Source organism: Streptomyces sp. NPDC001515 (genome assembly GCF_053597115.1).
In genome coordinates, this window is record NZ_JBSFHN010000016.1 from 107,129 (window position 1) to 125,427 (window position 18,299).

The window sequence follows — 18,299 nt, forward strand, 5'->3', positions numbered from 1 at the left end:
GTGACAGGGGGCGGTGTGAAGGTGCAAGGGTGACCACTGCCAGCGAGACCGCCCCCGCCGCGCGGAGCGCCGCCGCGCCGCCCGTGCTCGATCCGCGCCGTCGCAACATCGTCTTCGCCACGATCGTGCTGGGCATCCTGCTGGCCGCCCTGGACCAGACGATCGTGGGCACCGCGCTGCCGACGATCGTCTCGGACCTGGGCGGCGCCGCCCATATGTCGTGGGTGGTGACCGCGTATCTGCTGGCGGAGACGGTCGCGACGGTCCTGGTCGGCAAGTTCGGCGACATGTTCGGCCGGAAGGTGGTCTTCCAGCTCTCCGCGATCATCTTCATCACCGGTTCGTTCCTCTGCGGTCTCGCGACCAACATGACGCTGCTGATCGTCTGGCGCGGTCTCCAGGGCATCGGCGCCGGCGGGCTCATGGTCACCTCGATGGCGCTGATCGCGGATGTGATCCCGCTGCGCGACCGGGGCAAGTACCAGGGCGCGATCGGCGCGGTCTTCGGCGTCTCGACGGTCGTCGGACCGCTCCTCGGCGGGCTGTTCACCGACCATCTGAGCTGGCGCTGGGCGTTCTACGTCAATGTGCCGATCGCGATCCTGGTGGTCATCGCCGCCGCCCGCACGATCCCGGCCGTGAAGGCGGCGGGCCGTCCGGTCATCGACTACCTGGGCATCGCCATGGTCACGGTCGGGGCGAGCGCCCTGATCCTGGCCACGAGCTGGGGAGGCAACGAGTACGCCTGGGGCTCCGGCGTCATCATCGGCCTGTTCGTCCTCGGCCTGGCCGCCCTGGCCGCCTTCTGCCTGGTGGAGTTCCGGGCGAAGGAACCGATGCTGCCGATGCGGCTCTTCCGCAATCCGGTCTTCACGGTGTGCTCGATCCTCAGCTTCATCGTGGGCTTCGCGATGCTCGGCGCGATGATCTTCCTGCCGACGTACCTCCAGTACGTGGACGGCGACTCGGCGACGCTCTCGGGCGTCCGGACACTGCCGATGGTCGTGGGTCTGCTGGCCGCCTCCATCTTCAGCGGCAACGTGGTCAGCAAGACCGGCCGCTACCGGATCTTCCCCATCGTCGGCTCCCTGGTCATGGCGCTCGGCCTGTTCCTGCTCTCCCGGATGGGCCCGGAGAGCGGGGTCTGGCTGGAGTCGCTGTACATGCTGGTGCTCGGCCTCGGCATCGGCCTGTCCATGCAGGTGCTGACGATCGCCGTGCAGAACACGGTCGACTACACGGACCTGGGCACCGCGACCTCGGGCGTGACCTTCTTCCGTACGCTCGGCAGCTCCTTCGGCACTGCCGTGTTCGGCACGATCTACGCCAACGCGCTCGGCCCGCACCTCAGGGACGGCATCGCGGAAGCGGCGCGGGCGGGCGGTGATCCGGCGGTCCTGGCGAAGGCGTCGCAGAGCCCGGAGGGGCTGCACGCCCTGCCCGACGCCCAGTCCGCGCCGCTGGCCCAGGCCTACGCGGACACCCTGCACACCGTCTTCCTGTGGACCGTGCCGGTCGCGCTGATCGGCTTCGTGGTGGCGCTCTTCCTCAAGCAGGTGCAGCTGCGGGACACGGTCCGGGCCGGTTCGACCGACATGGGCGAGGGCTTCGCCTCCCCGAGCACGGGCGACTCCGCCCGGCTGCTGGAGTTCTCCGTGGCTAAGGTCCTGCGCCGGGTGGACCCGGACACCGCGCGCCGGATCGTCGCCTCCTCCGACACCCGGCTCGACATGGCGGGAGCCTGGGCCGTCATGCAGGTGGAGCTGTTCACCCGGATGGTCGGCCACGCGGGACTGCGGCTGATCGCCACCCGGCACCGGATCCCGCCGGAGGTGCTGGTCCCGGTCTTCGACCGGATGATCGAGGAGGGCTATCTCACCGGGGACGGCCATCTGTTCACCCACACCGCGGCGGGCCGCCGGGAGGCCGCCACGATCACGGACGCCTGGGCGTCCTGGCTCAACAGCCAACTCGGCGACGACGACGTCGACCGCCCCGACCACGACCGGCTGCGGGCCGCCGTCGATGTGATCGCCAAGCGACTGCTGGCGGAGGACCTGGCCCAGGAGCTGGCCCCGGTCACCCCGGCCGGGGCGCCCGTCTGACGGGCGGCCGGAAGCGCGCCCGGCGCCGGTCTCAGTCGGCGAAGACGGCCGTCTCGTAGACCCAGGCGCCCTCGTACCGGACGAAGCGGCTCTTCTCGTACAGCGCGTCCGACTGCCCGCCGACGGTGAACCGCGCCCGGAACGTGACGGTCCCGGTGGTGTGGAAGGCGCTGCCCTGCGCCGTCTCCAGGATCTCCAGCCCCTCCCAGCGCTGCTCCGGGTCCAGATCGAGGACGGCCGGGCGGTGGTCCGGATGCCAGGTGCGCAGGAGATATCCGGTGTCGCGGACGACGAAGGCGCAGTAGCGCGAGCGCATCAGCGCCTCGCAGGTGGGCGCCGGCTCGCCCGCGTGGAACCGCCCGCAGCACTCCGCGTACGACGACGGCAGCCCGCAGGGGCACGGTGAGCCGGCCGTGATCCGGGGGGCGGGAGGGGCGGCGGGCCTGCGGGGGCGTGCGGTGCGTCGGGACATGGGTCCATTCTCCCCCGGGCCCGGCCGCTCCCCCGCCGCCGGGCCGGTCAGCGCTTGCGGGCCACGCCCGCGTACCCGGGGATCGGCTCGTCGCCCGGCACCTCGATGACCTCGCCCAGCTCGGGATGCCAGTCGGCGGAGAGCGAGACCCCGGGCTCGACCAGGTCGAGACCGTCGAAGAACGCGGAGAACTCGGCCCGGCTGCGCGGGCGCAGCGCCATCCCGCGCGCCTTGTACAGCTCGACCGCCCGGGCCGCGCCCTCCGGGTCGAAGTCCCCGGTGGTCTGCGACAGGACGAGGTAGCTGCCGGGGGCGAGCTGGTCGACCAGCCGGCCGACCAGTTCGGCGGCGCCGTCCTCGTCGTCGATGAAGTGCAGCAGGGCCAGCATCGACAGGGCGATCGGCCGGTCGAAGTCGAGGACCCGGCCGGCCGCCTCCAGGATCGTGCCGGGCTCGCGCGCGTCGGCCTGGATGTACTCCGTGGCTCCCTCGGGGGTGGAGCGCAGCAGGGCCGCCGCGTGGGCGAGGACGATCGGGTCGTTGTCGCAGTAGACGACCCGGGCGTCCGGCGCGGTGCGCTGGGCGATCTGGTGGAGGTTGGGTTCGGTCGGTATGCCGGTGCCGATGTCGAGGAACTGGCGGATGCCGTCCTCGGCGAGCCAGCGGGTGGCCCGGTGCATGAACGCCCGGTTGACCCGGGCCATGTCGCGGCCCCGGGAGTCCAGGGCGAGGAGCTGGCGGGCCATCTGCTCGTCGACCGGGTAGTTGTCCTTGCCGCCGAGGAACCAGTCGTACATCCGCGCGGGATGCGGCTTGCTGGTGTCGATCTCGACGGGGGGCTCGTGCCCGGTCATGGCGCGCTCCTTGGATCGGTGGTCGGCGTACGGCGGGGTGGAGGTCGCGCGAACCGTGCGCGCACCGCCCGTCAGGTCAGCAGGAAGTCGGCCTGTCCGGCCTTGGCTCCCTGGATGAAGGCGGCGATCTCGCGGTGGGAGTAGATGAGGGCGGGGCCGTCGGGGTCGGCGGACTGGCGCATCGCGATCCGGCCGTCGGAGAGCTTCATCGCCTCGACGCAGTTGCCGCCGTTGCCACCGCTCCACGGCTTGTACCAGCCCTCGTCGCCGAGGTCGGCGGCCGGCATGCCGTTGTATATGGGCGTCATTCACAGCTCCTTGCGGAAGTCCCGGAGGATTTCCTTCGTGCGTTGTGCAGTGGCGGCCTGGGCCGCCATGCGGTCCATGACCTCCAGGTACGAGGCCACCTCGGGGCGGGCGTCGAAGTAGACCGCCCCGGTCAGGTACTCGCTGTAGACCATGTCCGGCAGTTCCGGGACGGCGAACCGGAACAGCACGAACGGGCCGTACGTGCCGGGGTGGTGCCCCGTGGAGAACTCCGCGATCTGGAGCGTCACATGGGGCAGCTCGGTGGCTTCGAGCAGCTTGTCGGCCTGGGCGCGCATGGCCTGCGGGCTGCCGACCGGGCGGCGCAGCACCGTCTCGTCCATCACCACCCAGAGCCTCGGGGCGTCCGGGCGCGTGAGCAGGGACTGCCGCTGCATGCGCAGCGCCACATGGCGTTCGATGTCCTCGGGCCTGGTCTGGCCGACCGCCCCGGTGCGCATGACCGAACGCGCGTAGTCCTCGGTCTGGAGCAGTCCGGGGACGAAGTGCGGCTCGTACATGCGCAGGAGGCTGGCGGCGCCCTCCAGGCTGACGTACATGCTGAACCAGTCGGGCAGGACATCGTGGTAGCGCTGCCACCAGCCGGGTTTGTTGGCCTCCTCGGCGAGGTCGACGAAGGCGTCGGTCTCCTCCTCGGAGATTCCGTAGGCCCTCAGCAGCGCCTGGACGTAGGGGATCCGGAGCGCGACCTCGGCGGTCTCCATCCTGCGGACCGTCGCGGGGGCGACGCGCAGCACCTTGGCGGCCTCGTCGCGGCTCAGGCCGGCGCGGCCCCGCAGTTCCTGCAGGCGCTTTCCGAGAACGACCTGGCCCACGGTCGGGGCGGACCGCGGTTCGCTCACTTCAGACCTCCCCATGCGCTGTTTGGCAGCAGTGTGCCATGCGCCCGCCATCAAGAACACAGTCACTCTGGAAATTTCAGAGTGCCCCTTGCCAAGTGTTCACGACAGGGGGAGAGTTGGGGAGTGAACCAGTTCACTCGTCATGCCCCGCCCTTCCCAGGAAGATCGCGAAGCGTGACACAGCCCCCACTGTGAGGATCGGTCGTGGCACCTGGCAGTGCGCTCATCCCCCGGCTCATGGACCTCAGCCCCGGGACCGAAGCGCTCCGGTACTGCTTCGCGCTGCCCGCGCACCCCGAGTCGGTCGCCGGTGCCCGCCGTCTGACGCGCGCCCGGCTGGACGCCTGGCGGCTGGGCGGCGACACGTACGAGGCCGCGGTCCTCATCGTGTCCGAGCTGGTCACCAACGCGGTGGTGCACACCGCGAGCGACCGCGTCGTGTGCGAGCTGCACCGCCTGCACCGGGGGCTGCGCATCGCCGTACAGGACCAAGGACACCAGCCCGGAGGCCCGCGGCTGCACGCGGGCGGCGACGACGAGCACGGACGCGGTCTGCTGCTCGTGGACGCGATGTGCAGCGCCTGGGGGTCCCGCGACGCCCGGGACGGCTCGGGCCGCATCGTCTGGGCGGAACTGCCGCACGGCTCGGAGCACTCATGCTGAAGAACGCCATGTCCCATCTGTTCGGCTCCCGGCGCGCCCGGGAGGCCGCCCGCCCGTCGGGACCCGGCCGGGTCCGGCTGCCGGTTCCGGACACCCTCTCGGCCAGTCTGGGCTGCGACGCGGTCGGGGTGCCCGCGCGCTACGGATTCCGGCTGCTGTCCCATCTGCCGCGCACCGGCTGCGTCTTCGCCGACGCCGACCAGTGGTGGTGGATCGTCCCGGCCGGCTCCGACCAGGACCTGGACTGGCCCGCGCAGACCGCGTACGCCCGGGGCGCCTGCGTGCCCGCGGTGCGGCCCCGGCTCATCCACCAGCCCGACAGCCGGACGCCCTACACCCCGCCCATCCCGCTGTACCTGATGGTCTGCCAGGTGACCGGGGTGGCTCCGTCCTGGACGCCGCCGGGCGGGCGCCGGGTGGTCCCGACGCCCTGACGGGGCCGCTACCGCGCGCGCAGGTACGCGAGCCCTGGGTGCGCCTCGGTGTAGCCGTCCAGCAGCCGGCGGGCGACGGAGACCGAGTCGACCAGCGGGTGCAGCGCGAACGCCTTGACCGCGTCGGCCCGGGAACCGCCGTCCACCGCGTCGAGCACCGCCCGCTCCACCGCCTTCACCGCCGTGACCAGCCCGACGGCGTGGTACGGGAGCGGGTCGGCGGCCAGCGGGTGGGCACCGTTGGCGTCGACCAGGCAGGGTGCCTCGATCACCGCGTCCGCGTCGAGGGCGGCGAGGGTGGTGCGGTTGCGGACGTTGAGGATCAGCGAGGTCCGCTCGTCCCGGGCGACGGCCCGCATCAGGGCGAGCGCGACCTGCTCATAGCCTCCGGAGTCCATCCCGCTGTCGTCGCGCTCCCCGGCACCGGCCGCGTCCCGGTTCTCCGCCATGTACGTGGCGTCGCGCTCGGCGCGGGTGCGGTCCCAGGTGGCCAGGGCGGGGGTGGCCGGGTCCTTCATCAGGGCGTAGAACCCCTCCTGCTGGTCGCGCAGGAAGGCGCCCCGGGTGCGCTCCGCCTCCTGGTAGGCGCGGACCGCCTCGCGGTTGAAGTAGTAGTAGTGCAGGTACTCGTTGGGAATCGCGCCCAGGGAGCGCAGCCAGTCGGCGCCGAAGAGCCGCCCCTCCTCGAAGCCGCCGAGCAGTTCCGGGTCGGCCAGCAGCCGGGGCAGCAGATCGTGCCCGTCGACGTACAGCCCGCGCACCCAGCCCAGATGGTTGAGGCCGATGTAGTCGATCCGGGCGCGGGCAGGGTCGGCGCCCAGCGCGAGGGCGATGCGCCGGCCGAGACCCACCGGCGAATCGCAGATCCCGATGACCCGGTCGCCCAGATGACGGGACATCGCCTCGGTGACCAGGCCCGCCGGGTTGGTGAAGTTGATGGTCCAGGCCCCGGGGGCGAGCAGGGCGATCCGGCGGGCCAGTGCGACGGCGACGGGCACGGTGCGCAGCCCGTAGGCGATCCCGCCCGCGCCGACCGTCTCCTGCCCCAGCACGCCCAGGTCCAGCGCGACCCGCTCGTCGGCCGCCCGCCCCGCGAGCCCGCCGACCCTGATCGCGGAGAAGACGAAGTCGGCGCCGCGCAGCGCCTCGTCGAGATCGGTGGTGGCGACGAGGGCGGGCGCGTCCGCGACGCCCTCGGCCTGTTCGGCGAGGACCCGGGCCACGGCGGCCAGCCGCCCCGCGTCCGTGTCGTAGAGGGTGACGGCCGTGACCCGGCCCTCGGCGTGGTCGGCGAGCAGCGCTCCGTACACCAGGGGAACCCGGAATCCGCCGCCGCCCAGAATGGTGAGCTTCACGCTTCCGCATGGTACGTGGGGCGGGTGCGGCGGGTGGTGACGCGAGGGGCCCGGGGCGGCGGGTTCTCGCCCCGCCTCCCCGGGCCCCGGCCGGTGCGACCGGTCAGGAGCCGGTCCACCAGCGGGTGACGACCCGCCAGAGCCGCGCCGGACCGCCGGGCCTGCGCTGCTGCGGGATCATCCCGGCGGCCGAGCCGGCGGCGGACCCGTCGGTGGTGACGGTGGCACCGTCGGGGGCGGTGACCGCACCGGCCTCCGCCGGGTCGGGGGCGGGCGTGGCGCGGACCGGGGTGGGCGGCTGGTGGCGCACTGCGGACTGCACCTCCCAGTCCTGGCGGACGGACTGGGCCGGCTTGCCCATGGAGGGCGGCTCCCGGTCGTCCTGGGGGGCGCGGGCGCCGAACTCGGCCGGGAGCTCCATGAGATGGCGGCTCATGATGTTGCCGACCCAGCGCAGCTCGCTCTCGTCGACGGCGAGTTCGAGATCGGGCAGGCGCATCAGCAGGGCCTCGATGCCCACGTCCGCGATGGCGCGCCCGATGTCCTGGCCGGGGCACTCGTGCGGGCCGCCGCTGAACGCCAGATGGGCGCGGTTGCCGTCCATGCTGGCGCTGAGATCGGGGCGGACGACCGGGTCGGTGTTGGCCGGGGCGATGCCGACGATCAGGGCGTCGCCCGCCTTGATGCGCTGGCCGCCCAGCTCGGTGTCGCCGACGGCCCAGCGGCCGAAGACGGCGGTGAACGGCGGTTCGTCCCAGAGGGTCTGCTCCACCGCCTCGGGGACCGTCATGTGACCGCCGCTGAGCCGGGCCCGGAACCGGGGGTCGGTGAGGACCATGCGCAGCACGTTGGCGATCAGGTTGGCGGTGGCCTCGTAGGAGGCGATCAGGATGAGCCGCAGATGCTCCGCCACCTCCTGGTCGGTCATGGCGGCGGGGTGCTCGACGAGCCAGGTGGCGAAGTCGTCGGCGGGTTCGCGCCGGCGGCGTTCGACGAGGCGGTTCAGAGCGGCGAGCACGTAGGCGTTGCTCTGGACGGCGGTGGCGGTGCCCCGGGTCATGTCGCGGGCGGCCTGCACCATGCGGTCGTCGTACTCCTCGGGCATCCCGAGGATCGCGCACATCACCATCATGGGCAGCCGCTCGGCGAAGTCCGCGACCAGGTCGGTGCGGCCCTTCCGGCAGAAGTCGTTGACGAGCCGATTGCTGTACCGGTTGATGTGACGGCGCACGCCGCGGGTGTCGATCCGGTTCATGGAGTCGGTGACGGCGCCGCGCTGACGCTCGTGGGTGGCGCCGTCGGCGAAGACGCAGATCGGCTGCCAGGTGAAGATCGGGGCCAGCGGGTGGTCCGGGGCCACGCTGCCGTCCTGCAGCGCCCGCCAGCGGCGGGAGTCGCGGGAGAACTGCGAGGGCGTACGGGTCACGTGCAGGTTCTCGCTGTGCCCGAGGACCAGCCAGGCCGGCACGTCCCCGTGGAGCAGGACGGGGGCGACCGGGCCGTGCTCGGCGCGCAGCTTGTCGTACAGGCCGTGCGGGTCGCGCTCGGCCTCCGGGCCGTAGAACCGGCGCAGTCCGCCGGGGCCGACGCCCAGGTCGTGGGCCGGGCACCCGGGCGGCGGCAAGGGGCCCGAGGCCTCGCCGGGCTCGTAGTGGAAGGGGGTTGTCACGATCGCTCCAGGGATGAGACTGCCGGGTCGGTACGGATGGCGGGTGCGCCGCGGGGGTGCGCGCACCGGGGCTGGGGTCAGCCGAGGGGGACGGCCAGGCTGTGCAGATAACGCATCAGGGTCATCAGCACATCGCGGCTGGAGGTGCGCAGCCGGGCGTCGCAGTCGACCATCGGAACCTCGTCCGGCAGGTCGAGTGCGGCGCGCAGCGCCTCCACGGGGTGGGTCGGAGCGCCGGGGAAGGTGTTGATCGCGACGACGAACGGGACGCCGCGCTCCTCCAGCCGTCCGATGACGTCGAAACTGACTTCGAGGCGGCGGGTGTCGACGAGGACGACGGCGCCGAGCGCGCCCTCGAAGAGCCCGTTCCAGAGGAACCAGAACCGCTCCTGTCCGGGGGTGCCGAACAGGTAGAGGATCAGTTCCTCGCTGATGCTGATCCGGCCGAAGTCCATCGCGACAGTGGTGGCGGTCTTGCTCTCCACCCCGTAGTTGTCGTCGACGCCGACCCCGGCCTGGGTCATCGTCTCCTCGGTGGTCAGCGGCCGGATCTCGCTGACCGAGCCGACCATGGTCGTCTTGCCGACCCCGAACCCTCCGACGATCACGACCTTCACCGCGGCGGTGGCCGTGGTGGGCAGGACGTCCTCGCTGCGGGGGCCCGTGATCGTGTCAGAGTTTCTGAAGTCCATGCATCACCGCTTCGAGGAGGGACCTGTCCGGGAGGGTCGCGCGGACGATCGGCGCGCGCGATTCGATCAGTTCCGAGGCGAGGAGTTCGGTGAGGAGCGAGGTCACCACGCTGAAGGGCAGACCGAGGTAGGCGGAGATCTCCGCGACGGATAACGGTGCCTGGCAGAGCCGCAGGATCACGGCCTGTTCGGGCTGGACCGTCGGGCTCGGCTGCGCCTTGGCCACGACCATCGTGACCAGGTCGAGCGCGGCCCGTTCGCTGCCGTCGGGATCGCCGGTGATGACGTACAGCCGCTCCGGATCGCTCAGTGCCGGGTCGGCCGTGCGGCGCTCTCGTCGGGGAGCGTTCATCCGGTCTGCCCGTCGTGCCGGGGCGGACTCGTGAGGTGGCCCCCGATCCGTACGACCATGTCGCGCATCCGCGCGCCGACGAGCCCGGCGTCGACGGTCTCCCCGGCGAGCACCGCGAGGTAGGCCCCGGTCCCGGCGGCCATCAGATAGAAGAAGCCGCCGGTGACCTCGATGACGACGAGCCGCATCCGGCCGTCGCTGTACGGGATCTCCGAGGCGACGGCGGCGGCCAGGCTCTGCAGCCCCGCGCAGGCCGCCGCCAGCCGGTCGGCGACGTCCGGGTCGCCGCCGTGCTGGGCGATGCGCAACCCGTCCGCGGAGAGGACCACGATCTGGTGGACGTCGGGGACGTCGTCGGCGAGCTCCTTGAGCATCCAGTCCATGTTGCCCCGCTGCTGGATCACTTCAGGTCTCCCTTGTCCCACGCATCGTCAGAGTCTTCGTCCGCCTTGGGCTCCTGGGGCACTCCGTTGGCGGCCTTGGTGAACGCCTCCAGCCAGATGCCGGGCGGCGGCTCCTTGGCTCCGTCCTGGCCGTTGCTCCGTCCGTGGCCGTTGGTGCGGCCGGCACCGGAGTCCGTGGCCTGGGCGGGCAGGTTGTGCGATCCGAGCGGTGCGCGACCGCGGCTGCGGCGCTGTGGCAGGCCGCCGGCGGTCCACTCGGTGACGACCGGGACCTCGTCCTCCATGGCGACGGCCGGGGTGGCCGGGCGGGGGTCGGAGGCGATGGGTCCGGTGGCGGGCCGGGTGGCGGCGGGACGCGGCTTGCGGTGGGTGCTGCGGGCCGGGACGACGTGTTTGATGTCCGCGAGGTCGATGTCGCTGGTGGGGCGCGAGGTGGCGCCGATGCCGTGGGCGATGCCGGGCGCCGGGCCGGTGGTGATCATGGAGCGGGGCACGATGAGCACCGCGCGGACCCCGCCGTACGCGGACTGGCGCAGCGAGACCTGGAGGTCGTACATGCGCGCCAGCCGGCCGACGACGGCCATGCCGAGGCGCGGCGACTCTCCGAGGTCGTTCATGCTGGAACCGGCCTGGGCGCGGGCGAGCATGTTCTCGGCGCGGGCGCGGGCCTCCTCGCTGAGGCTGACGCCGCCGTCCTCGATCTCGATGGCGATGCCGGTCTGGACCTCGACCGCGGTGACGTGGACGCGGGTCTGCGGGGGCGAGTAGCGCGTCGCGTTGTCGAGGAGTTCGGCGCAGGCGTGGATGAGCGGTTCGACCGCAGTGCCGATGATGGCGACCTTGGCGATCGAGTGCAGATCGACGCGCGGGTACTCCAGGATGCGCGACATCGCGCCGCGCAACACGCTGAACAGCGGCACCGGCTTGGGCCATTGGCGGCTGGGCCGGGCACCGCCGAGGACGGCGATGGAGTCGGCGAGCCGGCCGATCAGCGCGGTGCCGTGGTCGATGCGGAGCAGGTCGTCGAAGACGTCGGGGTTGCGCCCGTGGTGCTCTTCCATCTCCCGCAGCTCACTGGCCTGGCGGTGGACGATCGCCTGGACGCGGCGGGCGACGTTGACGAAGGCGCGCTGCGCGGAGTCCCTGGTGGCCTCCTCGTTGTCGATGATGTCCAGCACCGTGTAGACGAGCGAGCGCTGGGCGTCCGGGAGATGGCGGTAGACCGGGTCGCCGTCCACCACGTCGCGCAGCACCTCGTCCGGCGAGTTGCCCACGCGCAGCCGGTGGATCGCGGCCGGCAGCAGCTCCTTGCTGATGCGCACGGTCTCTTCGTCGTGGGTGGCGATGCGCCGCTCCAGCGCGGTGACGCGCTGTTCGTAGTGGGCGCGCTGGCGGCGGATCGTCCGCGTCCGGCGGGCGAGCCGGTAGCTGAGCGCGAGGACCACGGCGGCGGTGACGGCACCGCACACGGCGACCGGTATGCGGGCGGCCTCGGCAACCAGCGCCATGGCGGCGGCGGTTGCTCCGGCCACCGTGACCACGGGCAGCAACAGGGCACGGACGACGGGTGTTCCCCCGTCGGTCGGCGGTGATTCAACACGAGCCATCTAGAACCTCTGGCGGTTGATTCGGGAAGAAATCATGGAGTACGGCGCCGTATCGGTGCGCGCAGGCACATAGGGAACAAGCACGCGAATTTCGTGGCAACTCGACTTCACTGCGCGTGAGCTTAGTCAGATCGAAACAGTGCTTCGGCACATTCACCCAACCCCCTGCGCGAGGCCGCGCGCGGTAATACACTCACGAGTTTTTGCACGGAACGCCAACACGCGTGTGCGGGGAGTGACGGACGGCGGCAATCAGGAGAAAACACCCGCGGGTGTCCCGCCAGACAGGACGTCAGAACGTCAACTCACCCGGGAGGTACGGTGATACGGCTCCAACGCAACCTCCGCCCGACCACATCCGTCCCGCACCACGGGACGAGCGCACATGTGATCGAAGCGGATCGAAAGGAACAGAAACCTGTCCACCGCAGGGGTGGCGGGGCACGTCCGGGGCGGAGAGGGGAACACATATCCCATGGGTCGGGCACGGGACTACACGATCGAATCGCTCGACACCGGGCTGCGGATGATGCGTCTGTTCCTCACCCACGACGCACTGACCGTGACCGAGGCGGCCGGGCTCCTCGCCGTCGGCCGCTCCACCGCGCACCGGGTGCTGAGCACGCTGGAGGGACGCGACTTCGTGGTCCGCGACGCCTCGGCCCGGGGCTACCGGCCGGGACCGGAGCTGGTCCGGCTGGGCCGGCCGGCCGGCTTCGATCCCGCCGTACGGGAACGGGCCGGCGCGGTGCTCGACGACGCGGTGCGGCGGACCGGGGAGACCGTGCGGAGCGTCGCGCTGCTGGGCGACCGGACCGTGGTCACCGACGCCCGGGAGTCCGGCCATCCCGTACGGGTGGCGCCCGAGCCCGGCGGTACGCGCCCGGCGCACGCCACGGCGGGCGGCAAACTGCTGCTCTCCCGGTTGACCGTCGAACAGATCCGCGCCCTGTATCCGGCGGAACGGCTGGAGGCGGTCACGCCCCGCACCCTCACCTCGCGGTCGGCGCTGCTCGACGCGCTCGCGGAGGTGCGGGAGCGGGGCCATGCCTTCGGCCGGGGCGAGGCGGTCGACGGGGTGTACGAGGTCGCGGTCCCGCTGACCGGCGCCACCTGGCGCGACCGGCTGGCACTGACGGCGTGCGCTCCGGCGCACCGGGGCGGCGACGGCGAACTGGCGCGCCTGGCCGAGCAGCTGCGGCGGTCGTGCGCGGCGGAGGGGCGGCGCGGGGCCCCGGACGCCCCCTGACGGCGGGGCTCCGGCCCGCCCGGCGGGGCGGCGACGGCCTCAGCGGCGGGCGCCCCCGATGCGGCCCTCCAGCTGGACCAGCAGTTCGCTGAGCTGGGCGCTGAGCCGCTCGCGGGTTCCGGCGTCCAGCCCGGCCAGCACCGCGCGTTCGTAAGCGAGCTGGCGGGGCAGCAGTCCGTCGACCAGGGCGCGCCCCTCCTCGGTGAGGTGGACATGGGCGACCCTGCGGTCGCGGGCGTCGCCCCGGCGGTCGAGCAGTCCACGCTCCTGGAGGACCCGCAGCCGTTTGGTGACGGCGGCGCCCGAGGAGAAGGTCTCCCGGGCCAGCTCCCCGGGGGTCAGCGCGCGGTCCGTGCGCCGTACGGCGCCGAGCAGGTCGAACTCGGCGCGGGTCAGCCCGGCCTCGCGCAGGGGCGCGTCCTCGGCCTGCTGGAGCAGGGCGGAGCAGCGGTTGATGCGGCCGATGAGCTCCATCGGTCCGGTGTCGAGTTCCGGATTGACGGCCCGCCACTGCCGTACCACCGAGGCGACGATGTCGTCGGTCACATCGCTCCGTTCTCCTGGGCCGGGGCCGTGGACCCCCGACGGTTCGCTGTAGCCGCGAGCGTACGGTGTCCGGCCTGCTCGGCGGCGAGCACCGCCTCCTGGGGCAGGGCGCGCTGCCACCATTCGCCGGACGCCGTGTCGTCCGCCTCGCGCAGTTCGACGAGGGACCCGGTGAGCCGGCGGCGGGCGGCGTCGAGGGCGGCGGGGTCCGCGGTGGGCTCGGCGAGGGTGCGGACGGCGTGGGCGCGGGCGCGCTCGGTGGCGGCCAGGGCCTGTTCGACGCGGCCTGCGGCCCGCCGGTTGGTGACCAGGGCCGCGGCGAGGAAGCCGACGGCGGCCCCGATCACGGTGTCCAGGACCCGGTCGCCCATGAGTTCACCGGCCGGGTGGCTGCCGGCGTACTCCAGGACGAGGAGCGCCATCGGGGTCACGGCGATCGAGCCGAGCCAGTAGTTGCGGGTGATCAGCGCCTCGGCGGCGAAGCCGAAGAAGAGGCAGAAGGCGATCAGGACCAGCGGGTCGAGGCGGGTGAGCGGGAGCACCGCGGCGAAGACCAGGACCCCGATCAGATTGCCGAGGGTGCGCTGGAGGGTGCGGTTCCAGGAGAGCGTGATGTTCGCCTGGTAGAGGGAGGCGGCGGTCACGATGGCCCAGTAGGGGCGGCCGACGCCGACGGCCGAGCAGACGTATCCGGCCAGGGCGCAGCCGACGAGCGTGCGGGCGGCGACGGGCAGGAGGGGGGAGCCGGGGGCGAGGCGGCGGAGCAGGGCGCGCGGGGACGCGGCGCGGGCGGCGCGTTCGGCGTCGAGACCGAAGAGTTCCTCGGCGGTTCCGGGGGCGGCTTCGGGGGTGGGAACGGGGCCGCGGGCGCGGGTGCGCCGGGCCCAGTCGCGCAGCCGCGCCGCGTCGGCGGCGCCCCGGTCCCCGGTGCGGTCGCCATCGAAGAGGCCGGTCTCGGCGTGCACGACGAGGCGTTCCAGAGCGCGGCGGACCGGGGTGGGGCGGCCGGCGGCGAGGAGGGTCTGCCAGGCGGCGTGCACGGCGAGGACGGCGGCGCGGCGGGTGCGGTGGCCGGGGGCGTCGGCGTACGCGGCGGCGGCGTTCAGGGCGCGGGCGGTGGCGCGGCGCTCGGGCCCTTCCCGGCGGACGAGGGCGGGGGCGACGGTCACCAGCCAGGAGACGGCGCCCGCGGCGAGGGTGAGGGCGAGATGGGCGGGGACCTGGCCGAGCCGCTGCGGGGCGAAGAGCGCGGCGGAGCTGACGAAGGTGAAGATCACCGGTCCGGGCGGGCCGACCCGGGTGGCGTCGCAGAGCAGCTTCTGCCCGGCGGCGAGGAGGGCGCCGACGGCGATCAGCACAGCGGTCGAGCCGGTGAGCGAGGCCGTGACCAGGGAGACGGCCAGCCCGGCGATCATGCCGAGGACGACGCCGACGACGGTCCGGGCGCGGCGCGCGTAGGGCAGGTTGTGGCCGTACAGCGCGCACAGCGAGCCCGCCATCGTGTACATCACGAGGTCGAGGCGGTCCAGCGAATAGAGCACCAGGTTGGGAATGGCCGTGGCGACCACCACGCTGGTCGCGGGCTTGAACCACATGTCCGAGGGGCGGGCCAGACGCAGCGGCGCCACCAGCGGGATGCGGCGGACGGAGGGCTGCCGGGACCGGATAGATGTATCACTCACTCATACACCTTAACAGGTATTACACCCGTGAAATACCTGTCGGTGGACGACCGCCGACCGCCTCCCGTGCACGCGAGCGCGGCTCTTCCCCACACACGCGACCGCCCGCGCCCCCGGCTCATGGGCGGGGACGCGGGCGGCGGCGTACGGATGGTGCGGTCGCGGGCTCAGCCGAGGCCGCGGGAGTCCTGCTTCAGGGCGGTGTCGACGGTCAGCGCGGTCGCCACCACGAGGCTCAGCAGCGGCTCGGGAAGCTGGTAGTGGATCTGGAGGACGTAGTTGTCGGCCGTGGTGAACAGCGTCTTCGCGAGACCTTCCCAGGTCTTGGTGATCCGGGCGATCTCGGCGTCGTTGTGATCGACGATCGCGAAGTTCCAGGCCCGCCAGTTCTCCGCCTTGATCGCGCCGACCTGCCGGCCGTCGGCCATCATCGCGAAGTTGATCTTCCCGATGGCGTTCTGCTGGACGATCTCGCCGACCGGCTGCCCGTCCGGGCGCTGCACGATGACCTTGGACTTGATGAACTTGGCCGGGCGCGTCAGCAGGAGCTGCGGCTGCCCGTAGGCGTCGCGGATCTCCAGCCGGTGCGTCAGGAACTGGTCGACGCTCGTCAGGAAGCGGAGCACCTTGCGCAGTGCGCTCTGGCCGACCTCGACGACCGAGCCGATCGTGTTGCCCTGCTGGTCGAAGACGCTGTACTCGTTCGTCACCTCGATCAGCTTGGCCTTCTGGTTCACGACCAGGACCTGCTGATTGAAGAGCGAGCCGGCACCGGGGGCGCCGGAAACGCCGCCCTGCTGCTGCGGAACGGCCTGCTGCGGCATCGCGTGCTGCTGGGCGGGCGCCTGCTGCTGGTACTGCTGCGCGGCCGGCTGCGGCTGGTGCTGCTGCGGCACCTGGGCCAGGGCCTGCGCGGCTTGTGCCTGGGCCTGGGGCTGACCGCCTGCCGGGTTGGTGTGCTCGGTCCACTGGGAGCCGTCCCAGTAGCGCAGCAGCTGGGGCGCGCCGTGCGGATCCGGATACCAGCCCGCAGATACGTTCGAGTGCGTGGTCACCGGGGCACAGTATCCCGCCCGGCCGAAACGTGAACCCCTCGTCCGGCGATCCACAGGTTCACCGGTCCGGCCTCGCCCTGATTGAAACTTCACACACCACGTATCATGCGCGGGTGACCTGGCTGAGCGAACGCACCGAGCGACGGCGGCGCGCCCGCGCGTCCGTGCTGCTCGGCTGGGCGTTCGCCCTCGTCGCCCTGCTGATGTGCTGCTCGCTGGACCTGGGGCATCCCGCCCCCTCCGCGGGGCCCGCGCCCTTCGCCCCGGCGTCGGTCTGGGCCGTTCCCCCGGTGCACGGGGACGCCGTGGACGTCGTGGTGATCGACGCCCCGCGCGAGCGGGGTCCGGGCAGTTCGTGCAGCGGGACGGCCGAGCACTCGGCCCCGGTCGTGCTGCCCGTCCAGCCCGCCCCCGTGGCCCTGCCCACGGCCGCCGTGTCGCTCGCCCCGGCGCCGCTCTCCGGTGCCGCCGCCATCCGCGGCCCGTCGAACGACGCCGTCGGCGACGTCGACCACCTCTCCCTCCAGGTGCAACGGATCTAGGACGCCCCGGGCCGGCGCATGCCCTCCTCCGGACCGCGCCCGCCCCGACGACCGCGGCGTCCTTCTCCCCCACGGGAGCGGCCGCCGCGTGCCCGCGTCCCGTCCGTGTCACCGAATCCCGAGGAACCCCCATGGCTTCCGCCAAGAACCAGAACTCCGCCTCCGCCGCCCGCCGCGCCAAGCTGGAGGAGGCCCGCCGCCAGGAGCGGGCCCGTGAGCGCCGCAGCCGCGTCCTCACCATCGCCGCCGCCGTCGTCGTGGTGGCCGGTCTCGTCGTCGGGGGCGGCTATCTGATGAACGCCGCCGACGAGCAGGACAAGGCCGAGACGGCCGCCAAGGCCTCGCCCGTCGAGGGCGAGAAGAGCTGGGACAAGCTCACCCAGAACCACGTCGAGAAGAAGGTCGACTACCCGATGAACCCGCCGGTGGGCGGCGACCACAACCCGGTCTGGATGAACTGCGACGCCGACGTGTACGGCAAGGAGATACCGAAGGAGAACGCCGTCCACTCGCTGGAGCACGGTGCCGTCTGGGTCACGTACACCAGCAAGGCCGCCGCGGACGACGTGAAGGCGCTGGAGAAGAAGGTGTCGGCGACCCCGTACTCGCTGATGAGCCCGCTGGAGGACCAGGGATCGCCGCTGATGCTCAGCGCCTGGGGCAAGCAGCTGGCCGTGAAGAACGCGTCCGACCCCCGGGTCGCGCAGTTCTTCACCAAGTACGTCCAGGGCGCGCAGACCCCCGAGCCGGGCGCCGCCTGCACGGGCGGGCTGTCCCAGTGACCGCCGGCGACCGCACCTCGCGGCCGATGCTGCTGGCCGGCGGGGCGGTGCTCCTGCTGGCGCTGGTCCTGGTGGTCGTGATGGTGGCGCGCCCGGCGTCCTCGTCCGCGCCGAAGGCCGCCGCCTCGTCCTCGGCCGCGCCCGCCGAGTCCTCGGCGGACGTCGGCTTCGCCCGTGACATGTCGGTCCACCACCAGCAGGCGGTCGAGATGTCGTTCATCGTCCGGGACCGCACCTCGGACGAGGCGGTGCGCCGGCTGGCGTACGACATCATCAACACCCAGGCCAACCAGCGCGGCATGATGCTCGGCTGGCTGGAGACCTGGGGCCGGGCGAAGAGCTCGCCCGGACCGCCCATGGAGTGGATGGGGCACACCGTCACCCCGCGCGGCGACGGCGCGCTCATGCCCGGCATGGCGACCCGCACCGAACTGGACGCACTGCGCCGGGCGAAGGGCCGGGCCGCCGAGGTGATGTACCTGAAGCTGATGACCGCGCACCACAAGGCCGGGGCGGAGATGGCGCAGGCCGCCGCCTCCTCGGCCCGGACCGAGGAGATCCGCAACCTCGCCTCCGGCATGGTGCTCGGCCAGCGGTCGGAGATCGCGCTCATGGCGGACATGCTCAAGGAGCATGGGGCGGGCGCCTGAGCGCGGCCCCGGTCCCG

20 protein-coding genes are annotated in these 18,299 nt (G+C 72.5%); 7 read left to right on the forward strand and 13 right to left on the reverse strand.

Annotated elements, in window-relative coordinates; genetic code table 11:
- Positions 1-29: 29 nt before the first annotated feature.
- Positions 30-2,105, forward strand: coding sequence for an MDR family MFS transporter (locus ACWCXC_RS18660; RefSeq protein WP_450889903.1), 2,076 nt, complete (start codon positions 30-32; stop codon positions 2,103-2,105).
- Positions 2,106-2,136: 31 nt separating this feature from the next.
- Here ACWCXC_RS18660 and ACWCXC_RS18665 read toward each other — a convergent pair whose 3' ends face one another.
- The 4 genes from ACWCXC_RS18665 to ACWCXC_RS18680 all read right to left on the reverse strand — a co-directional run bounded on the left by ACWCXC_RS18665 (position 2,137) and on the right by ACWCXC_RS18680 (position 4,600).
- Positions 2,137-2,577 (reverse strand): YchJ family protein, encoded by a 441-nt coding sequence (locus tag ACWCXC_RS18665; RefSeq protein ID WP_450681301.1) that lies wholly within the window; start codon positions 2,575-2,577, stop codon positions 2,137-2,139.
- Positions 2,578-2,624: 47 nt separating this feature from the next.
- The gene (locus ACWCXC_RS18670) at positions 2,625-3,431 is read right to left on the reverse strand and encodes an SAM-dependent methyltransferase (RefSeq protein ID WP_450681302.1); all 807 of its coding nucleotides are present in this window, start codon (positions 3,429-3,431) and stop codon (positions 2,625-2,627) included.
- 71 nt (positions 3,432-3,502) lie between these two features.
- Positions 3,503-3,739 carry a DUF397 domain-containing protein gene (locus ACWCXC_RS18675; RefSeq protein WP_383638467.1) on the reverse strand — a complete coding sequence of 79 codons (237 nt, stop codon included), beginning with the start codon at positions 3,737-3,739 and terminating at the stop codon, positions 3,503-3,505.
- Positions 3,740-4,600 carry a helix-turn-helix domain-containing protein gene (locus ACWCXC_RS18680; RefSeq protein ID WP_450681303.1) on the reverse strand — a complete coding sequence of 287 codons (861 nt, stop codon included), beginning with the start codon at positions 4,598-4,600 and terminating at the stop codon, positions 3,740-3,742.
- Positions 4,601-4,804: 204 nt separating this feature from the next.
- Here ACWCXC_RS18680 and ACWCXC_RS18685 point away from each other — a divergent pair, with 204 nt between their 5' ends.
- Both ACWCXC_RS18685 and ACWCXC_RS18690 read left to right on the forward strand, forming a co-directional pair.
- Positions 4,805-5,263, forward strand: coding sequence for an ATP-binding protein (locus ACWCXC_RS18685; protein ID WP_450681304.1), 459 nt, complete (start codon positions 4,805-4,807; stop codon positions 5,261-5,263).
- Positions 5,257-5,697 (forward strand): hypothetical protein, encoded by a 441-nt coding sequence (locus tag ACWCXC_RS18690; protein WP_450681305.1) that lies wholly within the window; start codon positions 5,257-5,259, stop codon positions 5,695-5,697. Before ACWCXC_RS18685 ends, ACWCXC_RS18690 begins: the two co-directional genes overlap by 7 nt.
- 8 nt (positions 5,698-5,705) lie before the next feature.
- Here the strand turns inward: ACWCXC_RS18690 and ACWCXC_RS18695 are convergent, their stop codons facing one another.
- The 6 genes from ACWCXC_RS18695 to ACWCXC_RS18720 form a co-directional block, all read right to left on the reverse strand.
- On the reverse strand, positions 5,706-7,052 hold the full coding sequence (locus ACWCXC_RS18695; RefSeq protein ID WP_450681306.1) for a 6-phospho-beta-glucosidase: 1,347 nt from the start codon (positions 7,050-7,052) through the stop codon (positions 5,706-5,708).
- Between the two features lie 103 nt (positions 7,053-7,155).
- Positions 7,156-8,721, reverse strand: coding sequence for a cytochrome P450 (locus ACWCXC_RS18700; RefSeq protein ID WP_450889907.1), 1,566 nt, complete (start codon positions 8,719-8,721; stop codon positions 7,156-7,158).
- A gap of 77 nt (positions 8,722-8,798) precedes the next feature.
- Positions 8,799-9,413, reverse strand: coding sequence for a GTP-binding protein (locus tag ACWCXC_RS18705; RefSeq protein ID WP_450681308.1), 615 nt, complete (start codon positions 9,411-9,413; stop codon positions 8,799-8,801).
- On the reverse strand, positions 9,394-9,765 hold the full coding sequence (locus ACWCXC_RS18710) for a DUF742 domain-containing protein (RefSeq protein WP_450681309.1): 372 nt from the start codon (positions 9,763-9,765) through the stop codon (positions 9,394-9,396). Before ACWCXC_RS18710 ends, ACWCXC_RS18705 begins: the two co-directional genes overlap by 20 nt.
- Entirely contained in the window at positions 9,762-10,169 is a 408-nt protein-coding gene (locus ACWCXC_RS18715; RefSeq protein WP_450681310.1) for a roadblock/LC7 domain-containing protein, read from the reverse strand. Before ACWCXC_RS18715 ends, ACWCXC_RS18710 begins: the two co-directional genes overlap by 4 nt.
- Entirely contained in the window at positions 10,166-11,776 is a 1,611-nt protein-coding gene (locus ACWCXC_RS18720) for a sensor histidine kinase (RefSeq protein WP_450681311.1), read from the reverse strand. The genes ACWCXC_RS18715 and ACWCXC_RS18720 overlap by 4 nt, the downstream gene beginning before the upstream one ends.
- 475 nt (positions 11,777-12,251) lie before the next feature.
- On the opposite strand from ACWCXC_RS18720, the gene ACWCXC_RS18725 reads away from it, so the two are divergent.
- Complete coding sequence (locus tag ACWCXC_RS18725; RefSeq protein ID WP_450889910.1) at positions 12,252-13,025, forward strand: IclR family transcriptional regulator; 774 nt, start codon at positions 12,252-12,254, stop codon at positions 13,023-13,025.
- A gap of 39 nt (positions 13,026-13,064) precedes the next feature.
- Here ACWCXC_RS18725 and ACWCXC_RS18730 read toward each other — a convergent pair whose 3' ends face one another.
- The 3 genes from ACWCXC_RS18730 to ACWCXC_RS18740 all read right to left on the reverse strand — a co-directional run bounded on the left by ACWCXC_RS18730 (position 13,065) and on the right by ACWCXC_RS18740 (position 16,308).
- The gene (locus ACWCXC_RS18730) at positions 13,065-13,571 is read right to left on the reverse strand and encodes a MarR family winged helix-turn-helix transcriptional regulator (protein ID WP_450681313.1); all 507 of its coding nucleotides are present in this window, start codon (positions 13,569-13,571) and stop codon (positions 13,065-13,067) included.
- Entirely contained in the window at positions 13,568-15,253 is a 1,686-nt protein-coding gene (locus tag ACWCXC_RS18735) for an FUSC family protein (RefSeq protein ID WP_450889912.1), read from the reverse strand. The genes ACWCXC_RS18730 and ACWCXC_RS18735 overlap by 4 nt, the downstream gene beginning before the upstream one ends.
- Before the next feature lie 167 nt (positions 15,254-15,420).
- Complete coding sequence (locus ACWCXC_RS18740) at positions 15,421-16,308, reverse strand: phospholipid scramblase-related protein (RefSeq protein WP_450889914.1); 888 nt, start codon at positions 16,306-16,308, stop codon at positions 15,421-15,423.
- A 113-nt stretch (positions 16,309-16,421) separates the two neighbouring features.
- Here ACWCXC_RS18740 and ACWCXC_RS18745 point away from each other — a divergent pair, with 113 nt between their 5' ends.
- The 3 genes from ACWCXC_RS18745 to ACWCXC_RS18755 all read left to right on the forward strand — a co-directional run bounded on the left by ACWCXC_RS18745 (position 16,422) and on the right by ACWCXC_RS18755 (position 18,282).
- Positions 16,422-16,850 (forward strand): hypothetical protein, encoded by a 429-nt coding sequence (locus ACWCXC_RS18745; protein ID WP_450889916.1) that lies wholly within the window; start codon positions 16,422-16,424, stop codon positions 16,848-16,850.
- 131 nt (positions 16,851-16,981) lie between these two features.
- Positions 16,982-17,632, forward strand: coding sequence for a DUF3105 domain-containing protein (locus tag ACWCXC_RS18750; protein WP_450681317.1), 651 nt, complete (start codon positions 16,982-16,984; stop codon positions 17,630-17,632).
- 26 nt (positions 17,633-17,658) lie between these two features.
- Positions 17,659-18,282, forward strand: coding sequence for a DUF305 domain-containing protein (locus ACWCXC_RS18755; RefSeq protein WP_450889991.1), 624 nt, complete (start codon positions 17,659-17,661; stop codon positions 18,280-18,282).
- Positions 18,283-18,299 lie beyond the last annotated feature (17 nt).